The 18,701-nt window shown below is 65.7% G+C and carries 17 protein-coding genes; 11 read left to right on the top strand and 6 right to left on the bottom strand.

The features are described 5' to 3' along the window. Position 1: 1 nt before the first annotated feature. The 3 genes from CCUG20998_RS24785 to CCUG20998_RS24775 are packed head-to-tail and all read left to right on the top strand — an operon-like array spanning position 2 to position 2,948. Positions 2-1,684, top strand: coding sequence for a virulence factor Mce family protein (locus CCUG20998_RS24785; protein ID WP_012396506.1), 1,683 nt, complete (start codon positions 2-4; stop codon positions 1,682-1,684). 23 nt (positions 1,685-1,707) lie between these two features. Then, entirely contained in the window at positions 1,708-2,448 is a 741-nt protein-coding gene (locus CCUG20998_RS24780; protein WP_171944442.1) for a mammalian cell entry protein, read from the top strand. Then, on the top strand, positions 2,448-2,948 hold the full coding sequence (locus tag CCUG20998_RS24775) for a hypothetical protein (protein ID WP_011741710.1): 501 nt from the start codon (positions 2,448-2,450) through the stop codon (positions 2,946-2,948). Before CCUG20998_RS24780 ends, CCUG20998_RS24775 begins: the two co-directional genes overlap by 1 nt. A gap of 44 nt (positions 2,949-2,992) precedes the next feature. Here CCUG20998_RS24775 and CCUG20998_RS24770 read toward each other — a convergent pair whose 3' ends face one another. The 5 genes from CCUG20998_RS24770 to CCUG20998_RS24750 all read right to left on the bottom strand — a co-directional run bounded on the left by CCUG20998_RS24770 (position 2,993) and on the right by CCUG20998_RS24750 (position 8,729). Continuing rightward, entirely contained in the window at positions 2,993-3,574 is a 582-nt protein-coding gene (locus tag CCUG20998_RS24770) for a hypothetical protein (RefSeq protein WP_012396504.1), read from the bottom strand. 87 nt (positions 3,575-3,661) lie between these two features. Then, positions 3,662-5,164: an alpha,alpha-trehalose-phosphate synthase (UDP-forming) gene (locus CCUG20998_RS24765; RefSeq protein ID WP_012396503.1), complete on the bottom strand. Its 1,503-nt coding sequence runs from the start codon at positions 5,162-5,164 to the stop codon at positions 3,662-3,664. Continuing rightward, entirely contained in the window at positions 5,165-5,329 is a 165-nt protein-coding gene (locus CCUG20998_RS24760; RefSeq protein WP_011741708.1) for a hypothetical protein, read from the bottom strand. It lies immediately after the preceding gene. 67 nt (positions 5,330-5,396) lie between these two features. Then, entirely contained in the window at positions 5,397-5,699 is a 303-nt protein-coding gene (locus CCUG20998_RS24755; RefSeq protein WP_012396502.1) for an Rv3488 family transcriptional regulator, read from the bottom strand. A gap of 90 nt (positions 5,700-5,789) precedes the next feature. Then, positions 5,790-8,729 carry an MMPL/RND family transporter gene (locus tag CCUG20998_RS24750; RefSeq protein WP_020730684.1) on the bottom strand — a complete coding sequence of 980 codons (2,940 nt, stop codon included), beginning with the start codon at positions 8,727-8,729 and terminating at the stop codon, positions 5,790-5,792. Positions 8,730-9,428: 699 nt separating this feature from the next. Between CCUG20998_RS24750 and CCUG20998_RS24745 the strand changes: the two genes are divergently transcribed. The 8 genes from CCUG20998_RS24745 to CCUG20998_RS24710 all read left to right on the top strand — a co-directional run bounded on the left by CCUG20998_RS24745 (position 9,429) and on the right by CCUG20998_RS24710 (position 17,128). Beyond that, positions 9,429-10,109 (top strand): ATP-binding cassette domain-containing protein, encoded by a 681-nt coding sequence (locus CCUG20998_RS24745; protein WP_020730685.1) that lies wholly within the window; start codon positions 9,429-9,431, stop codon positions 10,107-10,109. Next, the gene (locus CCUG20998_RS24740; RefSeq protein WP_020730686.1) at positions 10,109-10,942 is read left to right on the top strand and encodes an ABC transporter permease; all 834 of its coding nucleotides are present in this window, start codon (positions 10,109-10,111) and stop codon (positions 10,940-10,942) included. The genes CCUG20998_RS24745 and CCUG20998_RS24740 overlap by 1 nt, the downstream gene beginning before the upstream one ends. Positions 10,943-11,008: 66 nt before the next feature. Further along, the gene (locus CCUG20998_RS24735; protein ID WP_020730687.1) at positions 11,009-11,944 is read left to right on the top strand and encodes an enoyl-CoA hydratase; all 936 of its coding nucleotides are present in this window, start codon (positions 11,009-11,011) and stop codon (positions 11,942-11,944) included. 190 nt (positions 11,945-12,134) lie between these two features. After that, a complete protein-coding gene (locus CCUG20998_RS24730; protein WP_036456695.1) occupies positions 12,135-13,379 on the top strand; it encodes an aminotransferase class I/II-fold pyridoxal phosphate-dependent enzyme in 1,245 nt (414 codons plus the stop codon). Between the two features lie 140 nt (positions 13,380-13,519). Beyond that, positions 13,520-15,169, top strand: coding sequence for a fatty acyl-AMP ligase (locus tag CCUG20998_RS24725; protein ID WP_036456696.1), 1,650 nt, complete (start codon positions 13,520-13,522; stop codon positions 15,167-15,169). Further along, on the top strand, positions 15,166-15,408 hold the full coding sequence (locus CCUG20998_RS24720; RefSeq protein WP_012396495.1) for an acyl carrier protein: 243 nt from the start codon (positions 15,166-15,168) through the stop codon (positions 15,406-15,408). Before CCUG20998_RS24725 ends, CCUG20998_RS24720 begins: the two co-directional genes overlap by 4 nt. A gap of 91 nt (positions 15,409-15,499) precedes the next feature. Beyond that, on the top strand, positions 15,500-16,333 hold the full coding sequence (locus CCUG20998_RS24715; protein ID WP_012396494.1) for an SDR family oxidoreductase: 834 nt from the start codon (positions 15,500-15,502) through the stop codon (positions 16,331-16,333). A gap of 3 nt (positions 16,334-16,336) precedes the next feature. Continuing rightward, positions 16,337-17,128: an SDR family NAD(P)-dependent oxidoreductase gene (locus tag CCUG20998_RS24710; protein ID WP_011741700.1), complete on the top strand. Its 792-nt coding sequence runs from the start codon at positions 16,337-16,339 to the stop codon at positions 17,126-17,128. Between the two features lie 6 nt (positions 17,129-17,134). Here the strand turns inward: CCUG20998_RS24710 and CCUG20998_RS24705 are convergent, their stop codons facing one another. Further along, a complete protein-coding gene (locus CCUG20998_RS24705; protein ID WP_015357337.1) occupies positions 17,135-18,670 on the bottom strand; it encodes an LCP family protein in 1,536 nt (511 codons plus the stop codon). Positions 18,671-18,701: the final 31 nt, after the last annotated feature.

Raw genomic sequence — 18,701 nt, 5'->3', positions numbered from 1 at the left:
GATGATCGACAAGCTCACCAAGATCCAGCTGTCCATCTTTGCGATCATCACGGTCCTCACCTTGACGGTGATGGGCATCTTCTACTTGCGGCTGCCCGCCACGTTCGGCATTGGTACCTATGAGGTGAGCGCCGACTTCGTCGCGGGCGGGGGCCTGTACAAGAACGCCAACGTCACCTACCGTGGTGTCGCGGTCGGGCGGGTGGAATCGGTTGGCCTGAACCCCAACGGGGTGACCGCGCAGATGCGGCTCAACAGTGGCACCGCCATCCCGTCCAACGTCACAGCCACCGTGAAGAGTGTGTCGGCGATCGGTGAGCAGTACATCGATCTGGTTCCGCCCGACGATCCGTCGGCGGGCAGGCTGCACGACGGATCCCGGATCGAGCGCAACAACACCCGGATCGGCCAGGACGTCGCCGACCTGCTGCACCAAGCCGAGACGCTGGTCAACAGCCTCGGTGATACCCGGCTGCGCGAGGTGCTCCACGAGGCCTTCGTGGCCACCAACGGCTCGGGGCCGGAGCTGGCTCGGCTGGTGGAGTCGGCACGACTGCTGGTCGACGAGGCGAACGCCGACTACCCGCAGGTCTCGCAGTTGATCGACCAGGCCGGGCCGTTCCTGCAAGCGCAGGTGCGAGCCGGTGGCGACATCAAATCGTTGGCCGACGGGTTGGCCCGGTTCACCGCGGAACTGCGCCAGGCCGATCCGGGGCTTCGCAATACGTTGGCCACCGCACCGGATGCCATCGATGAGGCCAACACCGCGTTTTCCGGTATCCGTCCGTCCTTTCCGGCGCTGGCGGCAAACCTGGCCAACCTGGGCAGGGTCGGGGTGATCTATAACAAGTCGATCGAGCAGCTGTTGGTGGTCTTTCCGGCCTTGTTCGCCGCGATCACCACCGCCGCCGGCGGTGTGCCGCAGGACGAGGGTGCCAAGCTGGACTTCAAGGTCGACCTGAACGACCCGCCGCCATGCAACGTGGGATTTCTGCCGCCGCCCTTGATTCGGTCACCCGCCGACGAGACGTTGCGTGAACTTCCGCCGGACATGTACTGCAAGGTCGCGCAGAACGACGCCACCACGGTGCGCGGTGCGCGTAACTACCCCTGCCAGGAGTTCCCCGGCAAGCGGGCGCCCACCATTCAGCTGTGCCGTGACCCGAAGGGGTACGTCCCGGTTGGGCGCAACCCCTGGCGCGGTCCGCCGGTGCCCTACGACACGCCGGTCACCGATGGGCTCAACGTTCTGCCTCCCAACAAGTTTCCCTACATTCCGCCGGACTCGGATCCGGATCCGGGCACTCCGATTGTGGGGCCGCCACCGCCCGGTGTGATCCCTGGTCCGCCACCGGCGCCCAACCAGCCGGCCCAGCCCGCTCCGCCACCCAACGACAACGGGCCACCGCCGCCGTTCACGTCGTGGATGCCGCCGGACTACCCGCCGCAGGCGCCGCAGATTCCCTACCCCAAGACGCTGCCGCCGCCGCCACCGCCGGTGGGCGTCGGCCCGGAACCCGGGCCGCAGCCACAAGCCAGCGGCCCGGCCTACACCACCTATGACCCGCTCACCGGTGTATTCAAGGACCCGGCCGGTGGCACTGGTATCTTCGCGGGTGGCATCAGCGGAGCGTCCAGCGCGGAGAATTGGGTGGATCTCATGCTTGCTCCAAGGACCATGTAAGCGCTGATGCGGGGGCCTATGTGGTGGAAGTAGTGGAATCGGCAGACGCGGATAAGCAGACGCCGACGCAGCGGGTGCGTCGGCGGGCGTCTCGTGCCGCGGGGCCCGCGAAAAGCGAGTCCGGCGAATCGGATGCGGGTGAAACCACCGTCGGGGTTACCGCCGCACCGAGCACTGCCAAGCGGCCGGCCAAGCCGGCCAAGCCGGCCAGGTCGCTGACGGCGGTTCGGCCGCCGCCACGGCGTCCGGCCCACCGCAAGCTGGTCGGATGGCTGTCTGCGGCGGCCGGGCTGGTCCTGGCCGCCGCGCTGGGCACCGGCGTGGCCGTCCTGATGGTGGGGCACCGCGACGCCGAAGCCGTACAGGCCCGCCAGCAACGCTTCGTCGATACCGCCACCCAGACGGTGGTCAACATGTTCAGCTACACGCCCGACACCATCGACCAGGCCGTCAACCGGTTCGTCGACGGCACCAGCGGGCCGCTGCGCGGCATGCTGAGCGCGAACAACAACGTCGAGAACCTCAAGGGTCTGTTTCGCGCCACCAACGCCACCTCGGAGGCGGTCATCAACGGTGCCGCGCTCGAAGACATCGACTCCGTTACCGACAACGCGTCGGTGCTGGTCTCGGTCCGGGTCACGGTCGCCGACATCGATGGGGTCAACAAGCCCTCCATGCCCTACCGGTTGCGGGTCATCGTGCATGAGGACGACACCGGGCGGATGACCGGCTACGACCTGAAGTATCCGGACGGGGGCAACTGATGCGATTGCGGCGGTGGCAGCGGTGGGTGATCACTGTCGCGGCAAGCATGCTGGCTGTCGTCATCGTGGGGTTGGCCGCCCTCGGCGGTTGGTTCTATTGGGACCGAGTGGAGGCGCGCGGGGAGGCCGCGGCGCGCGCGGTGCTGCCCGGGCTGGCCGCCAAAGATATACCCCTGGTCTTCGGATACGACTACCAAACTGTCGAGCGCAGCCTCAATGCCGCCTATCCGTTGCTGACCCCGGCCTATCGCGAGGAATTCGAGAAGAGCGCCAACGCGCAGATCATCCCCGAGGCCAAGAAACGCGAAGTGGTGGTCCAGGCCAATGTCGTCGGCGTCGGAGTCATGGCGGCCAAACGGAATTCCGCGTCGGTGATGGTCTACCTGAACCGCACGGTGACCGACAAATCGCGCCAGCCGCTCTACGACGGCAGCCGACTTCGGGTGGACTACAAGCGCATCGGTGGAAAGTGGCTGATCGCGTACATCACGCCGATCTGAGTTTCCGGCTCACCCGCAGTGTCCTTGGTGCCCTCGGCGCAGTGTCAGTAGCACATCGCAATGTCGTTGCAGTACAACGGGTAACGCTCGATCGGGCTGGGCGGAGGCCCGACCATCTGCAGGGAGAACGGCTCCTTTTTCATGTCCGGCTGCATGCCGCAGACGGCATCGTGCAGTGTTGTATGCGTACCGCTCATCGTTTCATCGCTGAACGCATAGGTGTCGGTGGACGGTGCCGTGCCGCCGCCCGGACACACGACGCCGTCCTGTTTGGTGACGGTGAAGGTCCACAGCACGCTGGATAGCCGAGCCCTGCCGCTGAAGTTCTGCAGCTTTTCCGCCCGGGTTATCGGTGCGTTCGGTGTCGCGCTCACGACGTTGAGGGCACAGTTGAAGGCCCATACCACCGGGTCGGAGTAGTCGTTCATGTTGCGAGTGCCCGACGGCTGATCGCACAGCGCGGTGATTGTCCAGGTCACCCCCGACACCCCGGCCTCATTGAGGGTGTACGCGCCGTCCGGTGGGGGCCCCAGCGCGTGTGCCGGGCTTTCCGATTCCAGTGTCAGCCCCAGCGCGACGGCCGAAACAATGCCGGCGCCGACGGCCAGGCCATGGCGGATCTTCACGCCGAACCTCCCTTGAACGCCTTGCACGCCTTCTCGAGTATCACAGCGTTTCGGCCCGAAAACCATGGCTTTGGCGGCCGGGTTGGTCTAGTCGGCGGCGTCGGCCGAATCGTTGGGGCGCGAGTCGGCCAATGCGTCCAGGAAGGATCGGGCCCAGCGGTCCACGTCGTGAGCAAGTACCTGCCGTCGCATCGACCGCATCCGGCGCCGCCCCGCTTCCTCGGTCTGGTTGAGCGCCTCTTCGATCCCGTCCTTGACGCCTTCCAGGTCGTGCGGGTTGACCAGATAGGCGTGCCGGAGTTCGGCGGCGGCACCGGTGAATTCACTGAGCACCAGGGCGCCACCCAGATCGCTGCGGCAGGCCACGTACTCCTTGGCCACCAGGTTCATCCCGTCGCGCAGCGGGGTGACCAGCATGACGTCGCTGGCCACGAAGAAGGCGATGAGTTCGTTGCGCGGAACGGGCCGGTGTAGATAGTGCACCACCGGATGGCCAACCTCGGCGTACTCGCCGTTGATGTGGCCGACTTGGCGCTCGATGTCGTTGCGCAGGGTCTGGTAGCTCTCCACCCGTTCCCGGCTTGGTGTCGCCAACTGCACCAAGACGGTGTCGTCCCGCTTGACGCGGCCCTCGGCGAGCAGCTCGGAGAAGGCTTTGAGGCGGACATCGATGCCCTTGGTGTAGTCGAGCCGGTCGACACCAAGCAGGATCTTGCGGGGATTGCCCAGTTCGGCGCGAATCTCGCGGGATCGGCGCCTGATGTTACGGTCGCGGGCCGTCTGGTCGAGCGCGCCGGAGTCGATGGAGATGGGAAAGGCGCCGACGCGAATGGTGCGCGATCCCAATATCACCTCGCCGAACCGCGACCGCACCCCAACCGTCCCGCGCGAGGTGTCGGCTCCGACCAGTCTGCGCGACAGGATCAGGAAGTTCTGGGCACCGCCGGGCAGGTGGAAGCCGACCAAATCGGCGCCCAGCAGGCCCTGGATGATTTCGGTGCGCCAGGGGAGCTGCATAAACAGCTCCACCGGCGGGAAGGGGATGTGCAGGAAGAAGCCGATGGTCAGATCCGGGCGCATGGCACGCAACATCTTGGGGACCAACTGCAGCTGGTAGTCCTGCACCCAGACTGTCCCCCCGCGCGCGGCGGCCCGGGCGGTGGCCTCGGCGAACCGGCGATTGACGTCGACGTAGCGATCCCACCATTCGCGGTGATAGATCGGCCGGACGATGACGTCGTGATAGAGCGGCCACAGGGTGGCGTTGGAAAAACCCTCGTAGTACTGGGCGACGTCGTCAGCGCTGAGCCGTACCGGCTGAAGCTGCAATTCGTCTTGGACGATCGGCTCGTCCTGCACGTCCACGTCGTTTTCGACGACACCCGCCCAGCCGACCCAGGCCCCCCGCCGCCGGCGCAACAGCGGCTCGAGGGCCGTGACCAGCCCGCCGGGGCTGCGCTTCCAGGCGATGGTGCCGTCGGGAAGCCGCTCCTGATCGACGGGCAGGCGGTTGGCGACAACTACAAAGTCTGAGTCCCCGAAGACCTCCGTGCTTGCAGGTTCCGCGGACTGGCGTCCCCCGGGACCCATTTAGTTCTCGGGCTTCGCCGGTCCAATACCGAGCATGGATAGGAAAACGCGGCATTCGTCGGCATCGTTTGCGTAGGCCGCGACGACACGCCTGGCCTGGTTGGCGGTGCTGTCGGCGAGTGGCTCCACGTCGCCGATATCGCCATGATCAGTTTTTGTAGGCATCACACAACTGTAGGCCACACCCGTATTGCGTTGCAGCGATCGCCCTGGTTGGCGCGCTCAGCTCGGCTTAGAGGTCGCTGCCCAAGACCTCGCGAGCCAGCTCCCGCAGGGCCCGGCGATCCTCGGTCAGCGCCGCCCGTCCGGCGGAGGTGGCCCGGTAGACGCGACGCGTGCGGCCGTCGACAACCCGCTGCTCAGACAGCAGCAGACCGTCGGCCTCCAACCGATGCAGGGTCGGGTACAAGGTGCCGGGGCTGACCTTGTAGCCGTGCCGGCTCAGCTCCTCGGTCAGCCAGGCGCCGTGAACCTCATCGTCGGCGGCGTGATGCAGGATGTGCAATCGCACCGCCGCCCGCTGGAATTCCCGCACTCACACCACCTCCACGTGGTGACGAAACCGATATCGGATTGCGATTCTAGGCTCATGACGCGGTGGCCGAGGGCCGGGCCGGATCTCCCGCTAGCCCGATGCGGTTCTGCGGAGGTACCGAACCGACGCCGCCAGCACCGAAGTGGACAGCCAGCGTCGCGCCGAGGCGATGCGCTTGCGGAACCAAGGTCCCCAGCGGCGAGGGCCCGCCAACGAAGCGCGCAGGAACGGCGGCGGCGACCACCAGAACCACCGACCCAATAGGCCCATGATCGCGGGCACCGCGAAGATGCGCACCACCAGCGTGTCGACGATGAGCCCGGCCCCGATGGTGGTGCCGACTTGCTCGATGCTGAGCACGTCGCTGGACGCCATGGCAAACATCGTGATCGCAAAGACGATGCCCGCGGTGGTGACTACCCCGCCGGCGCCACCGAAGGCACGGATCGTTGCCGTGCGAAGACCGACCCCGCGGTCCGGGTGGGCGAGTACCTCCTCGCGCACCCGCACTGTGAGCAGCAGGTTGTAGTCGGCGCCCACCGCCACCAACGAAATGAAGGCCATGGACTGCACCGCCCAGTGCAGGTCCTTGCCCAGCAGGTCGTGCCAGATGAACGTGCTGATGCCCAGTGCCGACAGATACGAGACGATCACCGCACCGATAACCACCGCCGCCGCCACCGGGCTGCGCAGCATCAACAGCACGATCAGAAACACCAATGCCAGCGCTGCCGCGGCAAGCAAGACAAAGTCGTGGTGGACGTACCCGCGCAACTCGGCGGTCGCGGTGCCGAAGCCGGCGATGTTCACCGTGCTTCCGGCCAGCACGCCCTCCTTGGTAGCGGCCTTGACGGCGGCGACGATCTGCGGAGACCGGTTGGCGCCATCCCCGCCGAAGACCGCGCCGTCGCCGAACACCAGCAGCCGAGTCACGTGTCCGTCGGGGGAGAAGTACAGGTTGGCCGCTCGCTGGAAGCGCGGGTCATTCCAGGCCTGCTGGGGCAGGTAGAAGGTGCCCTCGGCGCTGCCCTGAAAGCCTTGGCGCAGGCCCCGCAGATAATCAATGATGTCCGAAATCGCGGTGTGCGCATCGTGCACGGCGTCGGCGAGTTGTGCGGTCGTCGCGCTGAGCTGTGCCATGTCGGCGCCCATGATGGCCAGGGACTGATCGGCGGTGGTCAGGGACTTGGCTGTGTCGGACATTCCCGCGCCCAGCTGTGATGTTCCTTTGGCAAGCGAATTCGTTTCCACCACAATGGAATCAGCCGGATCGATCACCTTGAGTACCAATGCGCACACCGGGTCGCTGGGGCAATTGGCAACGCTGTTGGTGTAGTCGCGCAGCGGGTTCAGGTATCCCGAGACCTGCGCCGCGGTGTCGTGCAGTTGAACCAATCCGGAGTCCATGGCGTCGATGCCGGAGTTGACCCGGCCGAGCCCGTTCGCACTGCCGGAAAGCTGTTCCTGCAGACGTGATATCGCCGTAGAGAACCGCGATAGTGTCGGCGCAATCACATTGATCGAGGAGAAACGGTGATCCAGCTGGGCGATGCGCTGATCGAGCTGGTCGCCGATGGCGCCTGCCTGGTTGGCCAGCGTCGCTTCGTCGGGCACCGAACCTGCTGGGCGGGAGGCGGACTGCACCATCCGGATGCCGGGAATCGTCATCAGCTGGCGGGTCACCCGCTCGATCGCGATCACGCCGGTGGGATTGCGCAGATCGTGGTCGGTCTCGATGGACACGGTCTCCGGAAGTAGTTGGTTCGGCGGGAAGTGCCGGTCGGTGGCCTGGTAGCCCCGGTTGGCCAGGGTGGAGTCCGGTTCTGCGGCGGGCTCGTTGAAACCGAAGGTCAACCCGGTGATGGGCAGCGTGCAGATCAGCAGAACGAGAGCCGCGGCCACCAGAACGGGGCCTGGCCAGCGTGCCACCATGGTGCCGATACGCCGCCAGCGTCGATGGATCGGCCGGTTCACCGTCCTCGGCTGCGCCAGTCCACGGCGTCCCGCGAGGTCCAGCAAGGCCGGTAGCAGGGTAAGCGAGGCGAGCATCCCGATGACAACGCCTACCGCGCAGGGCAGTCCGGCGCTGCGCAGCAACCCGACATCGGCGAAGGTCAGACACGACAGGGCGGCGGCGAGGGTGAGCGCGGAGGCCAGGACCACCGGCATCACGTTGCGATTGGCGGCCAGCAGCGCTTGTTCGTGCTCGACGCCGTCGCGGCGCGCCTCGTGATAGCGCCCGAGCAAGAAGATCGCGTAGTCGGTAGCTCCGCCGAGCACCATGGCGCCCAGCAACGCGACCGAGAAGACGGAAACCTCGAGAAGATTGTGCTGGCCGAGTAGTGAAACGATCGAACGGCCGACCGCCAGGCCGAGTCCCACTGCCGCCAGCGGAATCGCGGCGGTAATCACGGATCGGTACACCGCGAGCAGCAGTAGGGCGATGAGAACCACGGTCACACCGGTCAGTAGCAGCATCTGCCGATCGATCTCGCCGAATTCGTCGGCGACGGTGGCGCCCGGGCCGGTGACGTAGGCCCGCAAACCCGGTGGGGTGGGCTGGTCGGCCACGGTCCGCCGCACCGCGTCCAGTGCCGCGTTCGCCTGCGCCGCGCCGAGATCCCCGGCCAGTCGCAGCATCGTGTATTCGGCCTCGCCGTCGGTGCTGACTGCCGCCTTGGCGGTATAAGGGTCCGACCATAGGTCCATGGCCGACACCAGACTCGTGGGGTCGGAGCGCAGTTTGGCCAACAACTTGTCGTAGAAAGCGCGTTCTGCCGGCCCGAGCCGGTGATCGCTCTCCAGCACGAGATAGTTGATGTTGCCGGCGTTGCCGTCGCGGAACTGCTCGCCCATCCTGGCGCCCGCGACCGATACCGGCGCGTCGGCGGGAAGAAACCCGCGGCCGTGGGAACGTGCCGTGCTTTCGGCCTGCGGGATCAACAGGTTGCCCACGGTGGCGCCGACGATCCAGAGCCCCACAATAAGCACGGCGTATTGACTGATGATTTTGGTAAAGCGATCCCACACGGGATGTGAAAGTACCGGAATTCAACGCGCGCACCCTTGTGAGCTGTACCACTAGGGGGTATTTAGTTTGACTCCGTACCACCGCCATCGACCGTCGGCAGCCGCGGTTTTTATTAGCCAAATTGGCTGCGATTGGAGATTTGTATAGCGAAGGAATATGTGGGCCGCGGTATTCGATTGACGAGTCGTATCAAATGCCCGCTGACGCGCCATTTCTCGCGCCGGCTGGGTTCGTGTCAGGCGGCTCGAGCAGTGGGTATGACCGCTGGTCACCGCCCTTTGCGGGAAGCGCAGTGAAACGTTGCTGGCCGCCGTGTCGACAAGGCGGAAAGTCGCCTTTGTCAACCTTTTTGACAATCGGGTGTCAGCAAATTCCCAGGAGGACGTTCAGGTAACTCCAAGTTGTGTGGAAGCCCGTGTTCGATCGCCCGGCGGGGAGCGGGGGGCTTCGTCTGCGAATCTATTCACCGTGAGGTTTTTGTTTGATTTCACCGCACCGCCGGGATTTATCGGAGGAGAAAACCTAATTCCCTCAACCGTGAAACCCGAAGGCGGACACCGGTGAGCCAGCGAGTCCTATGGAATCGGTCTTCGATATCGTCTTTCGATAGTGTTGTTGGTCGAGACTGCCGGGTCTGGCGGCCGGCTTCATGATCGGCTGGTCAGATCGAGAGCCCGCACACGTTGGGAGGTGCCGTAGTGGGCGAGGGCCCGGTGTTCGAGTTCGTCGATGTGGTCGTCCAGCGCGACCGGGTTCGCGCGCTGGATGGGTTCACCGCCGCGGTTCCGGCGCAGGGTGTGACGGCGGTGTTCGGGCCATCGGGATCGGGGAAGTCGACGATGTTGCGCCTGTGTAATCGACTGGAGGTGCCAACGAGCGGGCGAGTGTTCTTCTGGGGCAACGATATTGCTGAGTGTGACCCGCTGTGGCTGCGGCGCCGAGTGGGCATGTGCTTCCAGCGTGCGACGCCGTTTGCCGGCACCGTGGCCGATAACCTCCGGGTCGCTCGGCCGGACGCCTCCGAAGCTCAGATGGCCGAAACCCTGGCGCGGGTTGCTCTGAGGGGATCGTGGCTGGATCGCGATGCCACCGCGCTATCGGGCGGAGAGGCGCAGCGGATGTGCCTGGCCCGGACCTTGCTGGCGCAACCGCAAGTCTTGTTGCTCGACGAACCAACCTCGGCGGTCGACGCCGACGCGGCCGCGGTGATCGAGGGCGCGGTCCGGGAACTGGCGGACGACGGGACTCCGGCGCTGTGGGTCACCCACGATGCGGCGCAGGCCGAGCGCGCCGCCGACCGCATTCTGCATATCACCCGGGGGCGCTGCACCGGCCTCGATTCGGTTGTGGACAGGCCCGCAGACGGGCAGGTGAGCTAGTGAACGGTCAGATCGGGTGGATAGGGCTGGCGACTTCGCTGGCCCTGGTCGCGTTCGCGGCGGCGATTTCGCTGTGGCAGCGATTGGGCTTGGAGCGGCAGGTGGTCTGGGCGGCGGCCCGCGCGCTGGTGCAACTGCTGCTGGTGGGGGGTGCGTTGACCCTGCTGTTCGAGCCGGGGCGCTCGCTGTGGTGGTCCTGGGCGTGGATCGCCGGGATGATCGGCTACGCCGGGGATGTGGCACGCCGGAGGGCGCCGGAGGTGCCGCGGCTGGCGCTGCTGGCGGTCGCCGCATTTTCTGCTGCGGCGGTGCTCACCCTGGGAGTGATTTTCGGGCTAGGGGTGTTTCCCCTGCAGGCACGCACCGTGGTGCCGATCGCCGGAATGATGATCGGCAACTCGATGACGGCGATGGTGCTGGTGGCTCGCCGCCTCGTCGACGAACTGCGCGACAAGCGCGACGAGGTGGAGGCGAGACTAGCGTTGGGGCAGCCCTCCCGTCAGGCCGCCGCCCCCTACCTGCGGACCTCGTTGCGGTCAGCGATATCGCCGCAGATCGAGACCACCAAGGCCACCGGGTTGGTGTTCCTGCCCGGCGCCATGACCGGGCTCATCCTGGCCGGTGTATCACCGCTGCAGGCCGTGCTGGTGCAGGCGGTCGTGATGTTTTTGATCCTCGGCTCCGTTGCGGCCACCACCGTGGTCGTCGGACTCGGTCTGGTCCGCCTGGTGTTCACCCGCGATCATCGGCTGCGACCGTTGCGGCAGCCAACCGGGGTCAACGGGGGCCCCAGTCGCGCCCGACCGTGCGGCCGGCGGGCAACCCAGCGATGACCCGCTTACACAACGGACGTAATCTGTAAAGATCCACGCAAGCCCAGGACAAGTTAGGCGGGCGCAATGACACTCTCCGAGCAGGCCGACACCAGCGCGGAGGGTGTCGCCCCCGCCGAACTGGTGGCCTACGAAACCCTTGATGAGGGCCGTATCGCCCGGATCTGGCTCAACCGGCCCGAGGCGCACAACGCGCAGAACCGCACCCTGTTGGTGCAGCTGGACGAGGCGTTTGGTCGAGCCGAGGCGGACGACACCGTGCGAGTGGTGATTCTCGCCGCGCGTGGCAAGAACTTCTCCGCCGGACACGATCTCGGGTCCGAGGCGGCGCTGCTGGAACGCAAACCCGGGCCGGCGCAGCATTCGACCTTCCGATCGCACGGTGGGACCCGCGACGCGGTAATGGAGAAGCTCTACCTGCAGGAGTGGCACTTCTACTTCCAAAACACCTGCCGCTGGCGCGATCTGCGCAAGATCACCATTGCCCAGGTACAGGGCAATGCGATCTCGGCGGCCCTGATGCTGATCTGGGCCTGCGATCTGATCGTCGCCGCGGACAATGCCAAGTTCAGCGACGTGGTGGCGGTGCGTCTGGGGATGCCCGGGGTCGAATACTATGCTCATCCTTGGGAATTCGGGCCGCGCAAAGCCAAAGAGCTGTTGTTGACCGGTGATTCGCTAGACGCTGAGGAGGCGTACCGGCTAGGCATGGTGTCCAAGGTTTTCCCTGCCGATGAGCTGGCGGACAAGACCCTGCAGTTCGCCCGTCGTATCGCCGAACGTCCGACCATGGCGGCGTTGTTGGTCAAGGACTCGGTCAACGCCGCTTCCGACGCGATGGGATTCACCGAGGCGCTACGGCACGCGTTTCACGTGCACGAGCTGGGTCACGCACACTGGGCGGCCCACAATGAGAACCGGTACCCGATTGGTCTGCCGCCCGACGTCGAGGACTGGCGTACGGCCGGGCCGACCCAGGTAGCTCGACGCGATACGCCCTAAACCCGGCCGTGACGCGGTTGTCAAGAACCGGTACCAAACCCCAAAGTATGTTCAGGCGGCCCCCGGGACGTTCCCGTTGCGGACTGGTTGAATCCGGTTTTTCGGAACCAAATTCCAAGATTCTGCGCTATTGCTGTCACTTGACAGAAAGCATCCCTTAAGTGGCCTAACTTGGTGTCTAATTACACGCGTGCTTAATACGTCGCGGTTGAACCTGCACGCGCGGGTAGAGCGGGACAGTCGCTTGGCCGCCTTCCGGCACTACGGCGCTCGCATGGAATTGCCGTTCTTTCGGACCGTGGAGTCCGCCCCCGGGCCGACCACCGTCGTCGAAGGACAGCCCCGGGTGATGTTCGCCTCGAACAACTCCCTGGGCCTAGGTGGCGACCCTCGCTTGGTTGAGGCGGCGAATCGGGCGACCGAGCGCTACGGGCCCTCGTGTGCGGGGGCGCCTCCGTTCTGCGGCACGCTGCAGATCAAGGTCGAGCTCGAAGAGTTACTGGCCGACTGGTACGGGACCGAGGCGGCGCTGGTCTACAACAGCGGATACCTGACCAACGTGGGCGCGCTCACCGCCTTGTTGGGCGTCACCGATCTGGCGTTTCCCGATAGTGAAGCGCACGCATCGATCCAGGACGGCATCCGGCTGTCCGGGGCCAGCTCGCGGTTCTTTGCGCACAATGACCTCGATGCGCTGGAACGCAATCTGATCCGCACCGCTGACCGCGGCGGCACCAAACTCATCGTCGTCGACGGGCTTTACTCGATGCAGGGCGACATCGCGCCGATGGCCGGCATTGCGGCGCTGGCCAGCAAATATAACGTGGGCCTGTTCGTAGACGAGGCGCACAGCGTCGGCGTCTTCGGGTCGCGGCGCACCGGAATCGCCGAAGAATTCGGATGTGCCAAGGATGTCGACGTGTTGATGGGCGGCATGTCGAAAGCGATCGCCTCCACCGGCGGTTACATCGTTGGATCCCAAGACCTGATTGATGTGCTCAAGTTGCACTCCAATGCCCATATCTTCACCGCAACGGCCGCGCCGGCCGCGTTGGCCGCAAGCGCTGCGGCGATTGAAATCATTCGCGGCCCGGAGGGGGCACAGCGCGCCGCCGCAGTCCTGGCCAACGCCCAAGCCCTGCGCGACGGTCTGGTCGCACACGGATTGCAGGTGCGAGGAGGGATAGTCCGGGCCGACGGTTCGGGCGCGATGGCACCGCATGTGTCGGTTTGGATCGGGCGGGAAAGCCAAGCGATCGCCGCCTGGAACCGAGCCTTCGACGATGGTGTCTTCTGCGCGCTGGCGCTTCCGCCCGCGGTCGGTGAGAACGAGGCATTGATGCGGTGCAGCGTGTCGGCGGGTCACTCGACGGCCCAGATCGAGCGAGCGGTCGAAGTCATTGCCGCCGCCGTGCTTGGCGCACGAGACAAATGATCGCTGAGTGTCAAATTGCTGGCTGATGTTAACAATTTCGTATCAAAAAATTCAATCGACAATGCTCGTTCGCGCGCAATCTTCGGAAATCGCGATAACCGCTCAGGTGCTAGTCCGTCAAGATGGGAAGCGGCAGGAATATGAGTAGGTTTACCGACGCCATCGCAACGACCGCTAGCAATTCCCCGCGGGGTTTGCACTTCGGCGCCGCGGGTGGATTGCGGTTTGCCAGCTGGCGCGACATTCATCAGACGGCGGTGCGGGTTGCGGGCCGGTTGTCGGCGGAGGGAGTCACCCGCGGCAGCAGGGTGACCGTGCTGGCCGCCGGGCCCGAGGATGTCGCTCCCGTCGTACAAGGCATCTGGCGGCTGGGCGCCGCGATGACCATGCTGCAGCAACCGACCTCGCAGGCCGATCTGGCCGGGTGGCACGCCGGTACGTTGCGCGCGCTGGCGTTGCTGGACACTCGCTGGGTGGTCATCGGGGAGCCTTTCCTTGCTGCGGCCGAGACCTTGCGTGCGGCGGGATACCGCGTCATCGAGATAGGTGAGAGCTGGCCCGAACTTGCGGCCACCGAGGAGCCGACCGGCGAGGACGACGTCGCGCTCTACCAACTCACATCGGGATCGACAGGAGACCCCAAGGCCGTCGCGATCACCCATGGCAACCTGTTCGCCGACGTCGCAGCCATGACGGCGGAGGTGCATTTGGACCCCGAGGTCGACATCACCGCGAGTTGGCTTCCGCTGTCACATGACATGGGGCTGATCGCCTACCTGATCTCTCCGATGTTCGCCGGCAACGGCGCGGTCTACATCACGCCGACGGAGTTTGTGGTGTCCCCGCTCAAGTGGATGCAGATCCTGACCGAGCGGCGGGCCACCATCACCGCGGCGCCCAACTTCGCGTACTCGATCATCAGCCGCCGACTCAGCGCGGTCGAGGACGGCACCTACGACCTGGGTGCCCTACGCTGCGTCGTCACGGGTGCGGAGCCCATCGATCCCGCGACCATGGCGGAGTTCGCGCGGCAAGCCGGGCGCTTTGGACTGCGCCACACGGCGCTCGGCGCCGCCTACGGTCTGGCCGAAGCGACCGTCGCGGTGTCGTTTTCGCCTGTCGACAATCCGCTCACGACCGAGTCGGTGTGCGTCGAGGAACTGGAAAACCGGGGTCTGGCGCTACCGGCGTGCTCCTGCGGGGGGCCGACGAAACAGTTCGTGACGCTGGGACCCCCGATGTCCGGGGTCGAGGTGCGGATCGTCGCCGCCGACGGCAGCAACCTGCCGCCGCGCCGCATGGGCGAGATCGCGATCGCCGGCGACGCCGTGGCCCGTCACTACCTCACGATGGACGGAGAGGTCGCCGCCGTGGACCCGGACGGCTGGCTTTTCACCGGCGACCTCGGGTATCTCACCGAGGGCGGCGAAATCGTCGTGTGCGGGCGCCGCAAGAACGTCATCATCGTCGCCGGCCGCAATATCTTTCCCGCCGACATCGAGCGGCTGGCCGCGTCGGTCCACGGCATCAGGCTCGGAGGCGTTGTCGCGTTCGGGGTCACCCTGGCCGACCGGCGCGAGGAGATCAGGATCGTCGCCGAGACCGTTGCGGACCCGTCCATCGAGGACGGCCGGGAATTGCGCCGCCAGATCGCCCAGAATGTGCGCGGCGCAACGGGCTTGAGCCCGACGGTGCTGCTGGTTGGCGAGGGTAACGTCCCCAAGACCGCCTCGGGCAAGATCCGTCACGTCATGGCACGAGAACTCTTCGGAGAGGTCAGTCCAGCATGAATCCACTCGATCAAGCGATTCTGTCCGTTATCGCGTCGCTGGCGCCCGACCACATGGCACCGGTAACCGTCGATTCGTATCTGGTTGATGACTTGGGCTATGACTCGCCACGCAAGATGGAACTCGTCGCGGCCTTGGAGAGCCGCCTGCAGATGCGGCTCAAAGATCCCGAAATCCCGCTCGAGACGGTGGGCGAAGTGATCGGGTGGGTCAACCGGCACGTGGGCGAGACGGCGTAGTCGGTCCGCGCGCCGGGGGGAGCCGCAGCGGCGATCATGGTGCATGGTTCTATGACTAGAACCTGTTTCAGTTTTGGCGTGAGGGGTCCAGATGCAGCTTTCGTTCCAAGACCGGACCTACCTGGTCACCGGCGGCGGTAGCGGAATCGGAAAGGGAGTGGCCGCCGGGCTGGTCGCGGCCGGAGCCTCGGTCATGATCGTCGGCCGTAACCCCGACAAGCTCGCCGGCGCGGTACAGGAACTCGAAGCGTTAGGTGCCAACGGCGGCGCCATCCGGTACGAACCCACCGACATCACCAACGAGGACGAGACCGCCCGCGCGGTGGATGCGGTTACCGCCTGGCACGGCCGGCTGCATGGAGTGGTGCACTGTGCGGGCGGATCGGAGACCATCGGACCGATCACCCAGGTCGACTCCGAAGCGTGGCGCCGTACGGTCGACCTCAACGTCAACGGCACCATGTACGTCCTCAAACACGCCGCACGAGAGATGGTGCGAGGCGGCGGCGGATCGTTTGTCGGCATCTCCTCGATTGCGGCCAGCAATACCCATCGCTGGTTCGGTGCCTACGGTGTCACCAAGTCCGCGGTCGATCACCTGATGCAGTTGGCCGCCGACGAGCTTGGCGCGTCGTGGGTGCGGGTAAACAGCATCCGCCCCGGCTTGATCCGCACCGACCTCGTCGCAGCGATCACCGAGTCCGCGGAGTTGAGCTCCGACTACGCGATGTGCACGCCGCTGCCCCGCCAGGGTGAAGTCGAGGACGTCGCCAACATGGCGATGTTTCTGCTCAGCGATGCCGCCAGCTTCGTCACCGGACAGGTCATCAATGTCGACGGCGGCCAGATGCTGCGGCGCGGCCCGGACTTCTCGGCGATGCTGGAACCGGTGTTCGGCCGTGACGCACTGCGCGGATTGGTCTGACCCATGACTCGACTGGTTGGACAGCGAATCCTGGTGACCGGCGCCGGCTCCGGCATCGGCCAGGCCACGGTGTTGCGGCTACTGGACGAGGGGGCCACGGTGGTTGGCGCCGATATCGATGCGGATGGCCTATCCAGAACCCAGGCGCGCACAGCTGAGGCCGGGACCGGCGCCAGACTCACCACGTGCCAGATCGACGTCGCTGACGAGAAGTCGGTGGTCGACGGCGTTGGCGCGGCGGTCCAGGCGCTCGGCGGTCTGGATGCGCTGGTCAACGCCGCCGGGATGTTGCGTGCCGCGCACACGCATCAAACCAGCATCCAACAGTGGAACCAGATCATCGCGGTCAACCTGACCGGCACCTTTCTGGTGGTCCGGGAAGCACTGCCGGCGCTGCTCGACAATCAGCGCAGCACCGTGGTGAACTTCAGCTCCACCTCGGCCGCGTTTGCCCATCCGTACATGGCCGCCTACGCGGCCAGCAAAGGCGGAGTCCAGGCGTTCACCCATTCCTTGGCCCTCGAGTACGCCCGAGACGGCCTACGAGCGGTGTGCGTGGCGCCCGGGAGCATCAAGTCCGGCATCACCGACGCCACCGGCGGGTACATCCCGGCGGACGCGAATTGGTCGCTGTTCACCCGGCTGATGCCGATTCTGCCGACCACTGAGACCTCCAGTGGCGCCGGAATGGCCGATCCCTCCGTCGTGGCGGGCGTGATCGCGATGCTGGTATCCGAGGATGGCGCCTTCATCACCGGCACCGAGATCCGCATCGATGGCGGAACTCACGCCTGACTCGGGCTAGTTGACGCAGGGAACTCCGCCGCCGTCGATCGGCTGTCCGTGGTCTGGCGCCGGATAGCTGGAGCTGTCGTCGCCCCCGTTGTAGTACGCGTTGGGCTTGGGGTAGGTGGTTGTGTCGTCGTCGGAATCGTCGGGCGCCGGCATCGAGAAGTTGGTGTCCACCGTTACCTGGATATGTCCGGGTTCGATGCTGGCATCCGGTTGCTTCGGGGCGTCGATACCCAACAGGGTGCCCAGGTTCATCGCGTCGGCCTGCGCACCGGGGCCGTACTTGATCGTGGTGGCCGCCGGGTCTCCGGACTTGCGGTCGCGGACCTGATCGGTGGTATAGCCGCGCTTGCGCAGTGCGTTGGACACCTGGCTGGCCAACCCGCTGATGCTGCCCGCGTTGACCACGTCAACGACGGTGGACGGGCTGGGTTTGGCCGGCGTCGTGGTCGCCGTGGCGGCGGTTGATGTGCTGCCGATGGCCGCTGCTACCTCGGCCTTGATCGCCGCGGGATCGACGATGTTGACGTCCTGGCCGTCGATGTTGTCGTACCGCACCACCGGTAGCGTCCGGAACTCGATGTCGGCTCCGGCCAGCTCACCCATGCGGCGAATCAGGTCCTCATCCCAGCCCCCGGACAACACGAGGTCTTTGCGTGCCACCGCCATCAGGCTGTCCAGCCGGTCCAGGTTGGTGAAGGTGCCCGAATCCTGCAGATCGCGCATGACCGACGACAGGAAAGCCTGCTGGCGGTGGGTGCGATCCAGGTCCCCGTTGTCTAGACCGTGGCGCTGGCGCACAAAGGCCAGCGCCTGGGCGGCATCCAAGCGCTGGCGGCCGGCGGGGAAGTCGGCTCCCGAGTAGGAGTCGTCAACGGCATGGTTCAGGCAGACTTCCACGCCGCCCAGGGCTTGGGCGAGGTCATAGAAGCCCGCCAAATTGACCTCGGCGAAGTAGTCGATGGGAACACCGGTCAGAGCGCGCACCGCACGCAAAGTTGCGGCCCGGCCGGCTTCGCGGCCGCGGGTCTCGAGTTCGCGCTGGCTGGTCACGCCCTGATCGATCAGCTCCTGCGCGACGTACTGCTTGGTGAGTCCGTAAGCCTCTTTGATCTTGATGTGGTTGTAGCCGGGAACGCCGGTGAACGGCACCCAGTCGTCACGCGGGATCGAGAAGGCGACAACTTTTCCATCGGCGCTGACATGCACCAGGATCAGCGTGTTGGTGTTGTAACCACCTTGATCCGAATCACCCGCGTGCAGGTGCTTCAGGATCGACCACGGCAGGTCGTTGCCTTCTTGGTCCTTACGGGAGTCCAGCCCGATCAGCAGGATGTTCATGTTGTTGCCGGTGGATCGCGGATCCTCGGCGGTCAGGGCCTGGGAGATGGTGATGCCGGTCAGCGCGCCGTGAGCCACCCAATATCCGGCCCCGGTCATTCCCAGCGCGACCACCGACACCAGGGTCATCAGGGTGCGCGACACCCGCCGGCGGATCGGTGACGGTTTTCGAACAGCGCGATGCCGGGCTTTGGTACGTCCCATTACGAGCCTTAGTCCGCTACCGGCCCACCGA

Source organism: Mycobacterium marinum, from assembly GCF_003391395.1.
Classification (GTDB): domain Bacteria; phylum Actinomycetota; class Actinomycetes; order Mycobacteriales; family Mycobacteriaceae; genus Mycobacterium; species Mycobacterium marinum.
This window is presented reverse-complemented; position numbering and strand designations above follow the sequence as displayed.